The organism is Actinopolymorpha pittospori (genome assembly GCF_014873875.1).
Taxonomy (GTDB): domain Bacteria; phylum Actinomycetota; class Actinomycetes; order Propionibacteriales; family Actinopolymorphaceae; genus Actinopolymorpha; species Actinopolymorpha pittospori.
Map to the genome: position 1 here is coordinate 1,124,953 of NZ_JADBEM010000001.1, position 13,789 is coordinate 1,138,741.

The 13,789-nt window shown below is 68.3% G+C and carries 16 protein-coding genes and 2 pseudogenes; 9 read left to right on the forward strand and 9 right to left on the reverse strand.

The window, feature by feature from the left end:
• Positions 1 to 138: 138 nt before the first annotated feature.
• Complete coding sequence (locus HEB94_RS05240) at positions 139 to 876, forward strand: Type 1 glutamine amidotransferase-like domain-containing protein (protein WP_192748866.1); 738 nt, start codon at positions 139 to 141, stop codon at positions 874 to 876.
• Positions 877 to 907: 31 nt separating this feature from the next.
• On the opposite strand, the gene HEB94_RS54370 is transcribed toward HEB94_RS05240, so the two are convergent.
• The 3 genes and pseudogenes from HEB94_RS54370 to HEB94_RS49015 all read right to left on the reverse strand — a co-directional run bounded on the left by HEB94_RS54370 (position 908) and on the right by HEB94_RS49015 (position 2,387).
• Positions 908 to 1,024 (reverse strand): VOC family protein, encoded by a 117-nt coding sequence (locus HEB94_RS54370; protein ID WP_192748867.1) that lies wholly within the window; start codon positions 1,022 to 1,024, stop codon positions 908 to 910.
• A gap of 128 nt (positions 1,025 to 1,152) precedes the next feature.
• Positions 1,153 to 2,007, reverse strand: a pseudogene (locus HEB94_RS49010) (RNA-guided endonuclease InsQ/TnpB family protein); the annotation flags it as partial.
• Positions 1,908 to 2,387, reverse strand: coding sequence for a transposase (locus HEB94_RS49015; RefSeq protein ID WP_337917480.1), 480 nt, complete (start codon positions 2,385 to 2,387; stop codon positions 1,908 to 1,910). The pseudogene HEB94_RS49010 and the gene HEB94_RS49015, both read right to left, overlap by 100 nt.
• On the opposite strand from HEB94_RS49015, the gene tnpA reads away from it, so the two are divergent.
• On the forward strand, positions 2,368 to 2,820 hold the full coding sequence (gene tnpA, locus HEB94_RS05255; protein ID WP_202896148.1) for an IS200/IS605 family transposase: 453 nt from the start codon (positions 2,368 to 2,370) through the stop codon (positions 2,818 to 2,820). The two genes, HEB94_RS49015 and tnpA, sit on opposite strands and share 20 nt — an antisense overlap.
• A 103-nt stretch (positions 2,821 to 2,923) precedes the next feature.
• Here the strand turns inward: tnpA and HEB94_RS05260 are convergent.
• A pseudogene (locus tag HEB94_RS05260) lies at positions 2,924 to 3,160 on the reverse strand (serine hydrolase); the annotation flags it as partial.
• Between the two features lie 106 nt (positions 3,161 to 3,266).
• Complete coding sequence (locus HEB94_RS05265; protein ID WP_202896149.1) at positions 3,267 to 4,487, reverse strand: helix-turn-helix domain-containing protein; 1,221 nt, start codon at positions 4,485 to 4,487, stop codon at positions 3,267 to 3,269.
• Between the two features lie 533 nt (positions 4,488 to 5,020).
• On the opposite strand from HEB94_RS05265, the gene HEB94_RS05270 reads away from it, so the two are divergent.
• Positions 5,021 to 5,335 carry a hypothetical protein gene (locus HEB94_RS05270; RefSeq protein WP_192748868.1) on the forward strand — a complete coding sequence of 105 codons (315 nt, stop codon included), beginning with the start codon at positions 5,021 to 5,023 and terminating at the stop codon, positions 5,333 to 5,335.
• A 213-nt stretch (positions 5,336 to 5,548) separates the two neighbouring features.
• Positions 5,549 to 6,085, forward strand: coding sequence for a hypothetical protein (locus HEB94_RS05275; protein WP_337917481.1), 537 nt, complete (start codon positions 5,549 to 5,551; stop codon positions 6,083 to 6,085).
• 25 nt (positions 6,086 to 6,110) lie between these two features.
• Here the strand turns inward: HEB94_RS05275 and HEB94_RS05280 are convergent, their stop codons facing one another.
• Positions 6,111 to 7,373: a hypothetical protein gene (locus HEB94_RS05280; RefSeq protein ID WP_192748869.1), complete on the reverse strand. Its 1,263-nt coding sequence runs from the start codon at positions 7,371 to 7,373 to the stop codon at positions 6,111 to 6,113.
• A gap of 58 nt (positions 7,374 to 7,431) precedes the next feature.
• Between HEB94_RS05280 and HEB94_RS05285 the strand changes: the two genes are divergently transcribed.
• A complete protein-coding gene (locus HEB94_RS05285; protein WP_192748870.1) occupies positions 7,432 to 7,785 on the forward strand; it encodes a hypothetical protein in 354 nt (117 codons plus the stop codon).
• Between the two features lie 7 nt (positions 7,786 to 7,792).
• On the opposite strand, the gene HEB94_RS05290 is transcribed toward HEB94_RS05285, so the two are convergent.
• Positions 7,793 to 8,881, reverse strand: coding sequence for a hypothetical protein (locus HEB94_RS05290; RefSeq protein ID WP_192748871.1), 1,089 nt, complete (start codon positions 8,879 to 8,881; stop codon positions 7,793 to 7,795).
• 213 nt (positions 8,882 to 9,094) lie between these two features.
• Between HEB94_RS05290 and HEB94_RS05295 the strand changes: the two genes are divergently transcribed.
• The 3 genes from HEB94_RS05295 (at position 9,095) to HEB94_RS05305 (ending at position 11,486) form a co-directional block, all read left to right on the forward strand.
• Positions 9,095 to 10,015 carry a helix-turn-helix transcriptional regulator gene (locus HEB94_RS05295; RefSeq protein ID WP_192748872.1) on the forward strand — a complete coding sequence of 307 codons (921 nt, stop codon included), beginning with the start codon at positions 9,095 to 9,097 and terminating at the stop codon, positions 10,013 to 10,015.
• Positions 10,016 to 10,018: 3 nt separating this feature from the next.
• Complete coding sequence (locus HEB94_RS05300) at positions 10,019 to 10,996, forward strand: aldo/keto reductase (RefSeq protein ID WP_192748873.1); 978 nt, start codon at positions 10,019 to 10,021, stop codon at positions 10,994 to 10,996.
• Between the two features lie 298 nt (positions 10,997 to 11,294).
• Positions 11,295 to 11,486 (forward strand): hypothetical protein, encoded by a 192-nt coding sequence (locus HEB94_RS05305; RefSeq protein WP_192748874.1) that lies wholly within the window; start codon positions 11,295 to 11,297, stop codon positions 11,484 to 11,486.
• On the opposite strand, the gene HEB94_RS05310 is transcribed toward HEB94_RS05305, so the two are convergent.
• Complete coding sequence (locus tag HEB94_RS05310; RefSeq protein ID WP_192748875.1) at positions 11,444 to 11,848, reverse strand: VOC family protein; 405 nt, start codon at positions 11,846 to 11,848, stop codon at positions 11,444 to 11,446. The two genes, HEB94_RS05305 and HEB94_RS05310, sit on opposite strands and share 43 nt — an antisense overlap.
• A gap of 175 nt (positions 11,849 to 12,023) precedes the next feature.
• Positions 12,024 to 12,590 carry a TetR family transcriptional regulator gene (locus HEB94_RS05315; RefSeq protein WP_192748876.1) on the reverse strand — a complete coding sequence of 189 codons (567 nt, stop codon included), beginning with the start codon at positions 12,588 to 12,590 and terminating at the stop codon, positions 12,024 to 12,026.
• Between the two features lie 128 nt (positions 12,591 to 12,718).
• Between HEB94_RS05315 and HEB94_RS05320 the strand changes: the two genes are divergently transcribed.
• Positions 12,719 to 13,654 carry an SDR family oxidoreductase gene (locus HEB94_RS05320; RefSeq protein ID WP_192748877.1) on the forward strand — a complete coding sequence of 312 codons (936 nt, stop codon included), beginning with the start codon at positions 12,719 to 12,721 and terminating at the stop codon, positions 13,652 to 13,654.
• Positions 13,655 to 13,789 lie beyond the last annotated feature (135 nt).

Sequence of the window (13,789 nt, forward strand, 5' to 3'; positions counted from 1 at the left end):
GGGGCAGAGGTGTTCGTAGTGGGGGTGGGCGGCCGCGCATGAGGGCGCTCGCCCCCGCTTCTGACAGGCTGTGAGCACGGCGTGATGCCGGACGACGGCGTTGGCGTCGTGCTCGCCGGACAACCAAGGAAAGGCACCATGAGGCTTCTTCTCACTTCCTCCGGCATCACGAACGCGAGCATCCAGGACGCGCTGGTCGACCTCCTGGGCAAACCGATCGCCGAGTCCAACGCCCTCTTCATCCCCACCGCCCTCTACCCGTTCCCCGGCGGGCCCGGCATGGCGTGGCGGGCGCTCAGCGGCCAGTCCCGGTCGCCGTTGGCCGGGTTGGGGTGGAAGTCGTTGGGGATCCTGGAGCTGTCGGTGCTGCCGAGCATCGAGGAGGCTACGTGGGTGCCGACGGTCCGCGACGCCGATGCGCTGCTGTTCGGGGGCGGCGACCCCCTGTTCCTCGCCAACTGGATGCGGCGCTCCGGCCTGACCGATCTCCTGCCGACGCTGCGCTCCGAGGCGGTCTACGTGGGGGTGAGCGCCGGAAGCATCGCTGCTACCTCTACCTTCGTCGAGACCTATACCGAGCCGCCCCGCGGGAGCGATGGACCGCTGAAGACCGAGAACACCGTCTTCTCCTCACCCGAGGGTGACGTCGACCGGATCCTGGTCACCGGACAGGGAGCGGGACTCGTCGACTTCGCGGTGATCCCGCACCTGGAGCACCCGCACCATCTCGACGCTTCCCTGCCCAACGCGGAGAAGTGGGCGGCGCGGATCCCCGCACCGACGTACGCGATCGACGACGACACCGCCATCAAGGTGACCGAGGACGGCACCGTCGACGTCGTCTCCGAGGGGCGCTGGAAGCTGTTCACCCCCTGATACACGAAGGGACCGCGATACCAAACGATTCCTAGACAACGTCGAATTCGTTGCCTTCCGGGTCCTGCAGCAGGACGGCGTACTGCCCCGTGTCCGGCTCATCCGTGACCCGAAGCACGCTGGCACCGGATTTGACCAGTTCTTCCAATCTGGCGCAGCCTCAGCAGCTTGAGGATGCGCCGGCGGTTCTCCTGGCCGTAGGTGTGCCGGTCACCTTCACAATCAGCATGCCGGCCAAAAGCAGGTAACCGGTGTTGGATTGACATCCTCTCTGCCCTAAAGGGCGGAGATTCCCTCCACGCTACGCGTGGAACGCGTAGCGTCTGGGTGGGTTACCGCTTCGCCGCGCGGTGCCAGCACACGTGCTGGTCTTACCTGCGCTCCACGGTCGTTGAAGTCCGCCTGTCCAGCGGCCTTGATGTTCTTCGCGGCGTTGACGTCCCTGTCATGGGCCGCTCCACAGGCGCAGTCCCACGCCCGGAGGTTCAACGCCATCTTGGTGTTGACCAGCCCGCAGGCCGAGCACAGGCGAGTAGATGGGAAGAACCGGTCCACCCGGGCGAACCTCCGCCCGTACCGGCCTGCCTTGTACTCCAACATGGCGGTGAAACTGGCCCACCCGGCATCGTGCACCGATTTGGCGAGCCGGGTCCGGCCCAGACCGACCACGCACAGGTCCTCGACGTAGACCGCTTGGTTCTCGCGGATGATCTGGGTCGAGAGCTTGTGTTGCCAGTCACGCCGGGTGTCGCCAACCCGCGCATGAGCACGAGCGAGTTTGGTCACGGCCTTCTTCTGGTTGGCCGAACCCTTCTTCTTACGGGAGAGCCCCTGCTGCAACCGGCGCAGCTTGCGGGCCGCGCGGCGCAGGAACTTCGGGGCGGCGACCTTCCGGCCATCTGAGAGGACCGCGAAGTGTGTCAACCCCAGGTCGATCCCCACCTCGGAGTCGACCTGCGGCAGCGTCTCCTCCTGGCCGGTCGTGACGACGAACGACGCGAAGTACCTCCCGGCCGCGTCCGCGATGATCGTCACCGACGACGGCTCCGAGGGCAGGGCACGCGACCAGGCCACCTCGACGTCGCCGATCTTCGGCAACCTGAGCCGGCCGTTGGCCAGGACCTTGAACCGGGCGTTCCTGGTGAAACGGACGGCTTGGCGGTTGTCCTTACGCGAACGGAACCTCGGCGGGGCGACCCTACGGCCTCACGCTTGCCGGACGCCGAGTTGAAGAAGTTGCGGTAGGCGGTGTTCAGGTCCGCCAGTGCCTGCTGCAACACCACGGCCGAGACCTCCCCCAGCCACGCCCGTTGCGGGGTTCGCTTCGCCTCGGTGATCACACGGGCCGACAGCTCGGCGTCGCAGATGTACTTCTCGCCTGCCTCACGGGCCTGCTGACGCAGGCGCAGCCCGTCGTTGAACACCACCCGCGCGCACCCGAACGCCTTGGCCAACCCGATCCGCTGGCCGGGCGTCGGGTAGACGCGGAAGTTGTACCGGAGCTGCACCACCCAACCCTACAAATGGTTTACGGATGAACTCCAAGACATCCGCACCGGCCGACACCGTGTTCTCGCGACACACGTCCTGGTCTTCGTCACGAAGGTCCGGCACAAAGTCTTCGGTGACCGGCACCCGTCCCGGATCGAACAGATCATGGGGGACGTGTGCGCCGACTTCCAGGCCGAACTGGTCGAGTTCAACGGGCAGAGCAACCACGTACACCTGCGAGTCAACCACCCGCCCAAGACGGCAATGGCCCGGCCGGTCAACAGCCTGAAAGGCGTCTCCTCCCGCCAGCTGCGACAGGAGTTCCCCGACCTCCTACGCCACAACTACCAGGCCAACAAACCCTGGTCCAGATCCTACTTCGCCGGCTCCATGGACGGCACACCGCTGAACGCCGTGAAGCAACACATCCAGCAGCAGAACCATCCGGCCTAACACACTGCTCGTGCCCTGACGGCCCTCCTAGCGCAAGCCTCAACCCCCCATGCAAGGGCGAAGCACTAGCCCGCGCTCCGGCAGCGTGTGGCTGGTGCCCGGTTTTCGGTTTGAAGGTCGGGGTGGACGAGCGGGTCCTCCAGGACTTCCTCCAGACTGAGGTAGTTGAGACAGTCGGGGATGGGATGCCTCTGGTGTGCTGGAGCAACCGGCGGACGATGATCACCCAGCCGTCGTTGCCGTGCCCACGAACGACGCCGGGCAGGTAGCGCTCCACCGGTGCGTCGAGGACGACGCGACGCTCTCCCACCAACTGGAGCACGGTCGTCGCCACGAACATCTTGGTCAGGGTGTTCGACGCGCGTCGCCCTGCAGTGCCACCTGCCGCGTCACCCCAGGGAGCCAGCAGCCAGCGAGGGCGGGGCTGGTCTCATGTCGACCCGATCTCATGTCGAGCCGAGCGCTCGGAGTTGGTCGAGGTAGTCGCGGGTGGTGCCTTCACCCGCGAAGCGTTGCTGAAGGATGGCGGCGAGTTCGGCCGAGCACATCAGAAGCGACGGGACCGATCGCTTCGCCCCGTCGGTCAGGGCTCGGCCGCCCTGCCCCACGGCCTGCTCCAGTTCGCCCGCTCTGGCGGCGACCACTGCGAGGGTGATCCGGGCCTCCGCACGCCGCATCGGGGACCGGTCGTTCGTCGCGCGGAGGACCTCCTCGGCGAGGTCCTGCGCCATCGCGTCCTCGCCCAGGATGCGGTAGCAGTCCATGGCGTAGAAGTCCCACTTGGAGGGGTCGACGACGAAGTGATGGGCCACGTTGTCGGGGTAGGGCAACGCGTTGAGGATCTCGACGCCGCGGTCGAGGGTGACGCCGACCTGACGGCGGTCACCCAGCCGGGCCCACGCCTTGGCCTCCTGTGCTGCGAGCTGGACCGCGACGCCGTGACCCTTCGCGACCTCCGCGCCTGCCCGGGCCGCTGTGATCGCTCCGCGGTAGTCGCCCGAGGTGAGCGCGAACCACGCCCTCATCTCGTGCGCCCATCCCTGGATCTCGCCGTTGCCGGCTTCCCGGCCGAGGCTGAACGCCGCTCGCCTGGTCGCCTCCGCACTGAGCTGGTCGCCGGCGTCGTACTCCACACATCCGACCAGGAGAGCCAGCCACCCCGCGAGCGTGAGGACCTCGCGATGCTGGGCCAGGGTGAGCCGACCGTTTCGCAGATCGGCGACCCGACCAAGCCACTCCCGACCCTCCACGACCAACTGTTCGGACGGTACGTAGGCGTACTCCGAACACAGCCGGTCGACGGTGATCCGCAAGGCGTCCAGGGTCGCGCCGTCAAGGTCGGAGGCGCGGATACGCCCGATGACCTCAAGGGTGTCCATGCCGGTGGCGGCGAGAAGTTCTGCGTGGCTGTTCCGCCGCCCGGCCGCGGGGAACATCGCATGCTTGGCCGTACCGAACGTTCGCGCGATCAGGCTCTGGTAGCGGTCATCAGGCTTGTGTTCGCCGGCCTCCCACGCCTTCCAACGGCGAAGTATGTGCGTCCGGTCCGGGAGCGCCTCGTCGGCGTGGGCGGCCATGGCACGAACCGCGTCGACCTGTGACCAGCCGCGCAGCTCACGCTCGCGGCGGATTCGTTGCGCCCACGCGGGCAGTTCCTGGTGGCCCATGCGCGCGAGTCTCACAGAGCCCAAGTGATACGCAGGGTGACCACGCCGTATCACCTGGGTGACACCTTTTACGTCCGCCCCAATGCGGTCACACTGAGCCCAGTGTCGCGGTGGTCGGCAGTCTCCGCCCCTCTTCCCTCCGCAGCCCGGGACCTGGCCTCCGCGACACTCCCCCAACCTGGGCGGCCACCCGACTGGCCGCGAGCAGAGTCGCCCGCCCTCACTTCACGGACGGTGTCTCGGGTGTGGTGGAAGGTCGCCTCGTTCGTCGCGAGCGCGCTGGTCGGCTTCGTCCTGGCCATGCTGGCCCGATGACACTGCCCTGGACGCCGACCACCGTTGGACACCTCGTCGACGGTGGAGACCGCCGGTCCTAGGCCCTACGTCGTAGCTCGATCCGGGCGCCGGCCCGATGGAAGCGGCCGCGCCCGTCCCTAGCCTTGGGACGTGGGCGACCTGCCGACTCTCCTGTCCGCAGCGGTCCGCGGTGCGCCCGGAGACCCGGAATCATCTCTGCGTCCAGGAGGCTGACCATGTCCGATCCGCAGCAGTCCGCATCCGGAAGCTCGCCCGTCCTGGACGAGGCGTTGCACCGGCTGTCCCAGACCGGCCCGGAGTTTCGTGGCGGGCTGAGCAACCACGGCCCGATGGTGGTCGAGGCACTGGTCCGCCTGGGCCGGCAAGACGAAGTCGAGCGATGGGTCGACGGCTACCTCCCGCAGCTCGCGGAACGGCCCACGCCGAGCGCGCGGATCAGCGAGGCCGACGAGCGGGAGGCGCTCGGCGACTACCGACGGGTGGGTGACTGGCTCGCGTACTTCACCGAACAGCTGGAGGAGGCGCCCTAGCGTGAGGTTCTCGCCCTGTGGTGGCCCCGGCTTCTGCCCGGCGTAGCCGCGGGCGCGACCCACGGCGTCATCCGTACCGCGCAGGCAATCCGCGCGCTCGCCGACGACCCGCACAATCCGCAGCGGCGAGCCGAGCTCGCGGCGGGCCTCGCCTACTGGGCGGCCCGCTACGTCGAGCTCCCCGGCGCCGCCAGAACCCAGGGGCGACGCTCAATGGCACAGGCACTCGCGGCCATGCCGTCGGTCCAGATCCCCGACCGCGGTCTGATCGTCGAACAGCTGGCACCGGTCGGAGCGGCACCCGAGTTCGCGGCCGGTGTCGCCGCACTTCAGGCCCCGGCCGAGACACCCGCCGCGCTCAACGCGGCGTTCGAGGAACTCACCCGTACCTTCGCCGACATCTACGTCACCTACGGGCGAGGCAACCCGATCGGCCTAGTGCACGCGGTCACCGCACCGACGGCGGTGCATTCGATCCTGGACCACCTCCCACCGACGGTGTGGCGCGCGAGCCATGACGCGCTGTGGCACGTCTGCGCGGCGCTGTACACCGCCTACGCCCACGGCAAACCCCGCGACGACGCACCGACCGGGCCGGGTCAGGATCCCGACGTCTCCGTCGCCAAGGCCGTGGCCAGCGGCGACGAACACGCCATCAAACTCGCCGAAGCATGCCTACGCCAGTACCGCGCGACATCGGCCCCGGCCTACCTGTACGCCGCGAGCCGCGGCATGTACGCCGCCGCCTGACACCCCCTGACCGACGAGGCGCCAGCTACAGTCCGGCGGCATCCAGCTCCCTGAGGAGCGCCGGCCTCCGCCTGTGCCGGAGCCGTAGGTCGGCCACGTAGGCCGGGAACGCCTCCTGGTCTCCGGCCGACTGACACGCCGACCGCAGCGAATGGAGGAGCGCCACGGCGCGCTGATAGCGGTACGTGTCGTAGGAGTCGAGGATGTGCCGTTCCACTTCTTCCTGGTACAGCCCGATCACTTCGCCCGGGTGGTGCACGCCGCGCCGCTCCAACAGGGTGAGCCACAGCGACTCGCCGACCCACCGTCGGTGCTGCAGACTGAGACGCCACGCGTCCTCGTCCCGGCCGACCGTCAGCAACAGCCCGATCAGCTCCGATGCGTACACCGGCTGCTCCGCCACCCGCTCGTACAGCACAGCAAGCGCCCAGGGAACGAGATCATCCGCGCCAACAGCGGCGGCTGCGTTCGCCAGTGACCGGTACGCCGCCACGGTCGGCTTCCGTTCGAACTCGGCCCGGCGTACGTCCAGTGCCGCTACGGTGTCGCCTTCGTCGAGCAGCATGCCGACCAAGGTGTCGCGGAGCTGGTCGGCGTGTGGCCAGTCCATCTTGTCGGCCAGGCCGCGCCGCGCCCACTCGATCGCCTCCTGCCGACGACCGGCTTCCCGGAGAGCGAGGACGATACGTTCGTACTGCACGGCGCTGACCAAATCCTCGGCCAGGACGGCGACGTGCCGGTCGACGTCTCCGGACACCTCCGCCAGCTGCTCCCGCAGGTCACGTACGGCGAGGATGCTCCCCAACGACTCAGGAGCCACGGCGAGAATGTCCACCGGCGGCGCGTAACCGACGGTTTCCGCGCGCTGCGCCACCAACCGCTCGACCTCGGCAATGCCCCGTTCGCCCAACGCGGGGGCGAAGTCGCACAGAACGACGTTCGGCCAGCCAGGGCCGTCGCATCGGAGCTTGACGAGCCAGGCGGCGAGGCTCCTCGGGGTCGGCGGCGCCGCCGCGCAGGCCCGCGCATACAGACCCATCATCCTGTCGAGCTGGTCGCCGACGATCCCGGACGAGTCGTCCATGGACAACATGGCGTTGGTGATGCGGTCGACTGCCTTGCGCAGCACCGACACCGTCTGCTTCGCCTCGCCGCAGGCGAGCAGCTGTTCGCACGCCTGCGCCAGGTCGCGCGCCGCCCTCGCATACTCCTGGCGGCCCCGGTAGGGATCACGCCGCCGGTCCCTGCGCAGCCGGTCCACCAGGACTGTCAAGTCTTCGCTGCTCATAGGAGCATTCCAGCAGAGCCTTGTCGCGGCGAGCAGCGGAGCCGCTTAGCATCGGCGGATGAAACAGCGCCCCGACCTCGAGAACGCTCTTGAGTCAATCCTCGTCGACGCCTACGGAGACGCCGAGCATTACACCGCCTTCCTCACCGTCATCGAGGACGAAGCGCAGCTGCCCGTTTCCGCGAAACTACTGGGCACGCCGGTCACCGTCACCGGCTTCGACTATCTGGACGACGCCCGTGGCGTGATCGCCACCTGCAAGGGACCCGACGGGGTCGGCGAGGTCGCCCTCGCTGACCTGGCGTTCCCACCAGAGACCGTCATCGCGTGGATCCACGCCGCGTATCGCTTTCACCTGGGGCTGCGGCCGTTCCCGGTGAAGCCCCGCCCGGACTGGTCCTGGCCGAACTGAGTGGTCCTCATCCACCGTCGACGTAGGGCACAAGCCGCTCACTGATCGGGCTGAACCGGGGACGCCGTGGCCGATCGAAGTACGCGACCTTACTGGTGCGCAGCAGATCCTCGCCGTGACGCGCCCAGTCGAAGGATGGACGTTTCAACAGCTTCCGGAACACGATGGTGGCCTTGGCCGGGTCGCGTTCGGCCAGTCGACGCAACACCATCGGCTCGACGGTGTCGTCGTCGAGATAGGCCAAAACAGTTTCTCGGTAACGTCGGCGCCGGATCAGATCGGGGTCGGCGAACGCCGCTTCGGCCAGGTCGAAGTCCGCGTAGAAGCCGAGTCCGTCGTCCTCGTCGTAGATCAACGCCACGGACTCGGAGTCGACGATCTCGGCGGGGAGTTCCGCCATCGGCGCAGGGATATGAGGTGCAACCTTCGGTTGCGTGCGTTCGATCTGGTCGTGACAGAACGCGTGGAACTCCTCCATTCGAGGACGCACCTGGTCGCCCGGGACGACCAGCAGGTCTGTGCCGAAGAACCGCAGGAACCGCTGCCTGTCCTCTCGCTGCATGTCCCATGCCCGGGCGAGCTTGTCAGGGTTCCGGTACACCGCCTCCGGGAACCCCATCGCCACGTTGGCCGCGGCCTGGAGTACGACGTCGCGCTGGTCGGTGCGGTACACCTCTGCCGGCCCGCTGATCATCCATGTGTCGCCGATCGGCACCAGCCGCGTGATCAGGAACGACCGGTTCGGCATCTGCCGGAACACCGAGGGCCCCATGTTGGAGTACACCTCGTATGTCAGGTCGTCCACGAGGTTGAGCACCATCTCTCGCTCCTGCTGCGACAACTCCCGATGTGCGGCGAGGAACTGCTCGAGCACTGTGCGGCCGTTTCGTAGCCGGTGCTGCAGGACGAAGTGGTCCGTCAGCGTCATCACCTGCCGCTCGTCCAGTACGGTCGACCTGTCGACGTGGCGCGCCACCAGGTCAGTGAAGGCCCGGCCGTACTGCGGATGCTCCGCGAACTCGACCAGCGCCTGCTTCAGCTCACCGGCCCGATCAAGAAGAGCGGCATCAACGCCCATCCACACAGCTCCGTTCACGGATCGTCCGTACGCGGTCCTGCCACTGTAAGCCGCCCGGCCATGTAGGTGGCTCACCTCGTGATTCCACCGCGAGTCTTCGGCTATGACTCGGCCTGGCGACGGAACAGGCACTACCAGTACACGGCACGGGACTCCGGGGCGGGAGAACCCGTTGAGCCGTGTACTGGCAGTACCTTTCTCGGCGTGGTGGGCGGCCCGTAGCGTCAAGGTATGGACCGTCAAGCCGTGCACGACTTCTTGGCCAGCCGCCGGGCCCGGATCAGGCCCGAGCAGGCCGGGATGCCGACCTTCGGACAGAAGCGGCGGGTTCCAGGGCTGCGGCGCGAGGAGGTCGCCTCACTGGCCGGAGTGAGTTTCGACTACTACGCCCGGCTTGAGCGTGGCAATCTCTCGGGAGTCTCGGACTCGGTTCTGGAGGCCCTGGCACGAGCGCTGCAGCTGGACGAGGCGGAGCGCCAGCACCTGTTCGACCTCGCCAGGTCGGCATCGGCCCCAGCTTCCCGGGCGCGTCCGAGCAGGCAGGCGGTGACCCAGGTCCGGCAGGCCCTGCTCAGCATCCTGAACGGGATGACCGGCACACCGGCTTACATCCGAAACACGCGCATGGACGTCCTGGCCGCCAACGACCTGTGCCTGGCCCTCTATGACGGCGTCCTGACCCGGGACGGGCTGCCGCTCAACCTGGCCCGGTTCGTGTTCCTCGACCCGTACGCCAAGGCGTTCTTCCTGGACTGGGACACGATCGCCCGCGACATGGTTGGTTCGCTGCGCAGCCAGGCCGGCCGGGACCCCTCCGACCGCGGGCTGAGTGACCTGATCGGGGAGCTGACCACCCGCAGTGATCTTTTCGCCCGGCAGTGGGCACGGCACGACGTGCGCCTGCACCGCACGGCCCGCAAACGGCTGGGGAACCGGGTGGTCGGAGAGATCGAGCTGACCGGTGACGCCCTCGAACTGCCCGGCGACAAGCTGACCACGGTTGCCTACTCCGCCGAGCCCGGAAGCCAGGCCGAGGATCAACTCAAGCTGCTGGCCACCTGGAGCGCCACGGCGCACCCCCATGCCTGGACCGAGCAGCGCTCATCAACCGCGGATCACGGCCCCGGTGCGGGTCGTCAGAAAGGGATGTGACGAATGGAATACCTACGACTCGGAACCTCAGGGCTGAAAGTCAGCCGGATCGCCCTCGGCTGCATGAGCTTCGGTGACGGTTCGCGGATGCCATGGGCGCAGGACGACGAGCACGGGGCACCGATCTTTCGGCAGGCCGTCGAACTCGGCATCACGTTCTGGGACACCGCCAACATCTACGGCTACGGCAGCTCGGAGGAGATCGTCGGCCGGGCCATCAAGTCCTACACCCGCCGTGAGGACGTCGTCCTGGCGACCAAGCTGTTCCAGAAGATGAGTGAGGGCCCGGGCGGCTCAGGCCTGTCCCGCCGCGCCGTGATGGAACAGGTCGACGCGTCCCTGACCCGGCTGGGCACCGACTACATCGACCTGTACCAGATCCATCGCTTCGACCCCGAGACCCCGGTCGAGGAGACGATGGAGGCGCTGCACGACGTGGTGAAGGCCGGAAAGGTCCGCTACCTCGGCGCGTCGTCGATGTGGGCGTGGCGGTTCGCCACCATGCAGCACGCCGCTGACCTGCACGGATGGACCCGGTTCGTGTCGATGCAGGACCAGTACAGCCTGCTGCACCGGGAGGAAGAACGCGAGATGTTCGGGCTGCTCGCCCACCAAGGCGTGGCCAGCATCCCCTGGAGCCCTCTCGCCGCCGGACGGGTGACCCGACCCTGGGGCGAGAAGGGCACGAACCGATCGGCGACCAACCCCGACGTCGACATGTACGGGCGGCCGCTGTTCCTCCCCAGCGACCAAGCCATCGTCGACGCGGTTCAACGCATCGCGAAGGCACGAGAAGTCTCCATGGCACAGGTCGCCATGGCGTGGGTGCTGAAGAACCCCGTCGTCACCGCGCCGATCGTCGGGCCCACCAAACCCCACCACCTCTCCGACGCCGTTGCCGCCCTCGACATCGAACTCACCGACGACGAAGTGAACGCCCTCGAACAGCCCTACGTACCGCGCATGCCCACCTACTTCTGAGCCTGCGGGCCTACTTCTGACACCTGCAGGCCGACACACGCCCCCTCGGCAGCTGCAGCAGGTGATCTCCGAGTGATCGACGGCGCGAACGACCCGACATGGCGGTCCTCGTCCACCGCCGGCTGACACCCCGACAGCGAGGAGTCGGCAGCCCGCAGCTCGGCGACTGGAGCACCTGTCCGAAACCTCGACCGATGTGTACGCCCGACGTGGAGCGGACATCAACAGCTACGAGCGTTCCGTCTTCGACCGCCAGGAGTAGGTCGGTTGCGGGCGGCGTCGAGCGGAGGTGGGACCTGTGCGCGGGCGAATCGTGATCGCCGCCGCGATCATCGCGGTCGGTGTGGGGGTGGCCGGGGCGATCGTCGCCTTCGCGTTCGCGGACACTCACACGCCAGAGACGTGCGCGGAGATGCTGGCGGATCCGCCGGAGGGTGGCTGGACGTGCTACGGCCCGATGCCTGAGCACAGCGTCGTGGTGCGCGAGTAGGGCGCTCTGGCCCGGCCGCCGGGCGGGGGTTCGTTCAGGGCGTTGCCGCCTACCCCGGTGACGATCTCGTTCCTGAACACCGCACCCGCCGCCTGCAACCGTTTGACGGTGGCCTCCAGGTCCTCGACCACGACCAGGATCCGGTTCCAGCCACCGGGTTCGGGTACACGCCCGTCCGGCATGGCCGCCCCGCCACCACCGGGGCCACCCGGCGCGGACAGCAGCAGGCGCAGGTCGCCGGAGGAGACGGCAGCGAAGGTGGGAGCCGGGTGCATGTCGAGGTCGAAGCCGAGCTGGGTGGTGTAGAAGGAGATCGCGGCGTCAACGTCGTCGACGATGTAGCGCACGGAGACAGTGCTCACGACGTGCCTCTTTCAGCCGAAGGTGCGCCGACGTCGGACGTTGTTCGTGGCGCCTCGCACCAGTGCGGGTGCATCGCTGATCCGGGCCGACTCTATGCCGACCACTGACAAATGCCGGCTCGAATCGCCCATAGCCAGCACGGCAATGACCCACGACGCACTCGGGGACCGCTGGTCAGGTGCCTGCGGTCAGGGCTCTGAGCTCCTCGAACGACTCCCGGATGAGTTCGGCCAGGTCCCGCTGGCCCGTGTCGTTGACCCAGCGTTCGAACGCGACCCGGAAGACGGCCATACCCGCTTGAACGGTCAGGCTGGCGGCTGACTCGGAGACGCCGCGTTCGCGCAGGGCGCCGGCGAGCGCCGTGGCGAGCGTCTCGAGCTTGATCAGTTCGCGTTCCTGGAGCTCCGGGTTGGCCTCGATGATGGCCTGGCGCTTCCGTGCGTGGTCGTGGCGCTCCTTGAAGAAGTCGCCGACGGATTCCAGGGCCGCGACTACGACGTCGATCGGGGCCGTGGCTTCGGGAGCCTCGGCGACGGCGCCGACGAGGAACTCCTGGAGCGTGTTGGATCCCCCGAACAGGACCTCGCGCTTGTCGGCGTAGTGCCGGAAGAAGGTCCGCTCGGTGAGTCCGGCCCGCTCGGCGATCTCGGCCACCGTGACGTGTTCGAACCCGCGCTCGCCGTAGAGCGCGAGGGCGGCCTGTTCCAGGCGGCCTCGCGCGTTCGGCTCCCATCGACCCACGCCCCCGATCATAGTGATGACAGCCACTGACATCATCGTGCTAGTGTGATGACAGTGACTGACATTGGTTCGTCGGTACGGCGCACATTCGGTGCCGTACGGCGGACTGGCACCTGGAGGTACTTCTCATGCGTGTTTTCGTGACCGGCGCGTCCGGTTGGATCGGCTCCGTCGTCGTCCCCGAGCTCATCGGCGCGGGTCACCAGGTCGTGGGCCTCGCCCGTTCCGATGCCTCGGCCGCCGCGCTCACCGCCGCCGGCGCGCAGGTGCGGCGTGGCACCCTCGACGACCTGGACGTCCTGCGCGACGCGGCCACCGACTCCGACGGCGTGATCCACCTCGCGTTCAAGCACGACATCGCCTTCTCGGGCGGCTTCACCAGCGCCGCCGAGGCCGACCGCCGTGCCGTCGAGACCTTCGGAGAGGTGCTGGCGGGCTCCGACCGGCCGTTCGTCCTCGCCTCCGGCCTGGCCGGGCTCGTACCCGGGCGGGTGTCGACCGAACGGGACGGGCTCATTTCCGACGCGGAGGCGGACGCGGCGCGGCAGATCGACGGGCCACAGGCCCGGCTGGCCACCGCGCACCTGACGCTGTCCCTCGCCGCGGCCGGCGTGCGCTCCTCCGTCCTGCGACTGCCCCCGACCGTCTACGGCGACGGCGATCCCGGCTTCATGACAAGCATCGTCGGCGTCGCCCGCGCGAAGGGCGTCTCGGGATACCTCGGCGACGGGTCCAACCGCTGGCCCGCCGTGCACCGCCTCGACGCCGCGCACCTGTTCCGCCTGGCACTGGAGAAGGCTCCGGCGGGGTCGGTGCTACACGCGATCGGCGACGAGGGCGTGCCGATCCGCGCCGTTGCCGAGGTGATCGGACGACACCTCGACCTGCCCGTGGCCGCCATCCCCGCCGACGACGCGGCCGAACACTTCGGCTGGATCGCCGGTTTCCTCGGGATCGACTGCCCCGCCTCCGCCGCGCTGACCGGCGAGCTGCTGGGCTGGCAGCCGTCCCAGCCGGGGCTGCTGGACGACCTCGACAAGGGCCACTACTTCCGTACGACCTGATCGACCGCGCCGGGCCCTACGCCGCCTCGACGTAGGGGCCCGGCGCATCCCACCATTCGGTGATCTCGCGCTGTCGCGACGGGCGGGTGCTCCGCCCGGTGTCCACCGACTGGTGGACACGAGGTTCAACCGGTC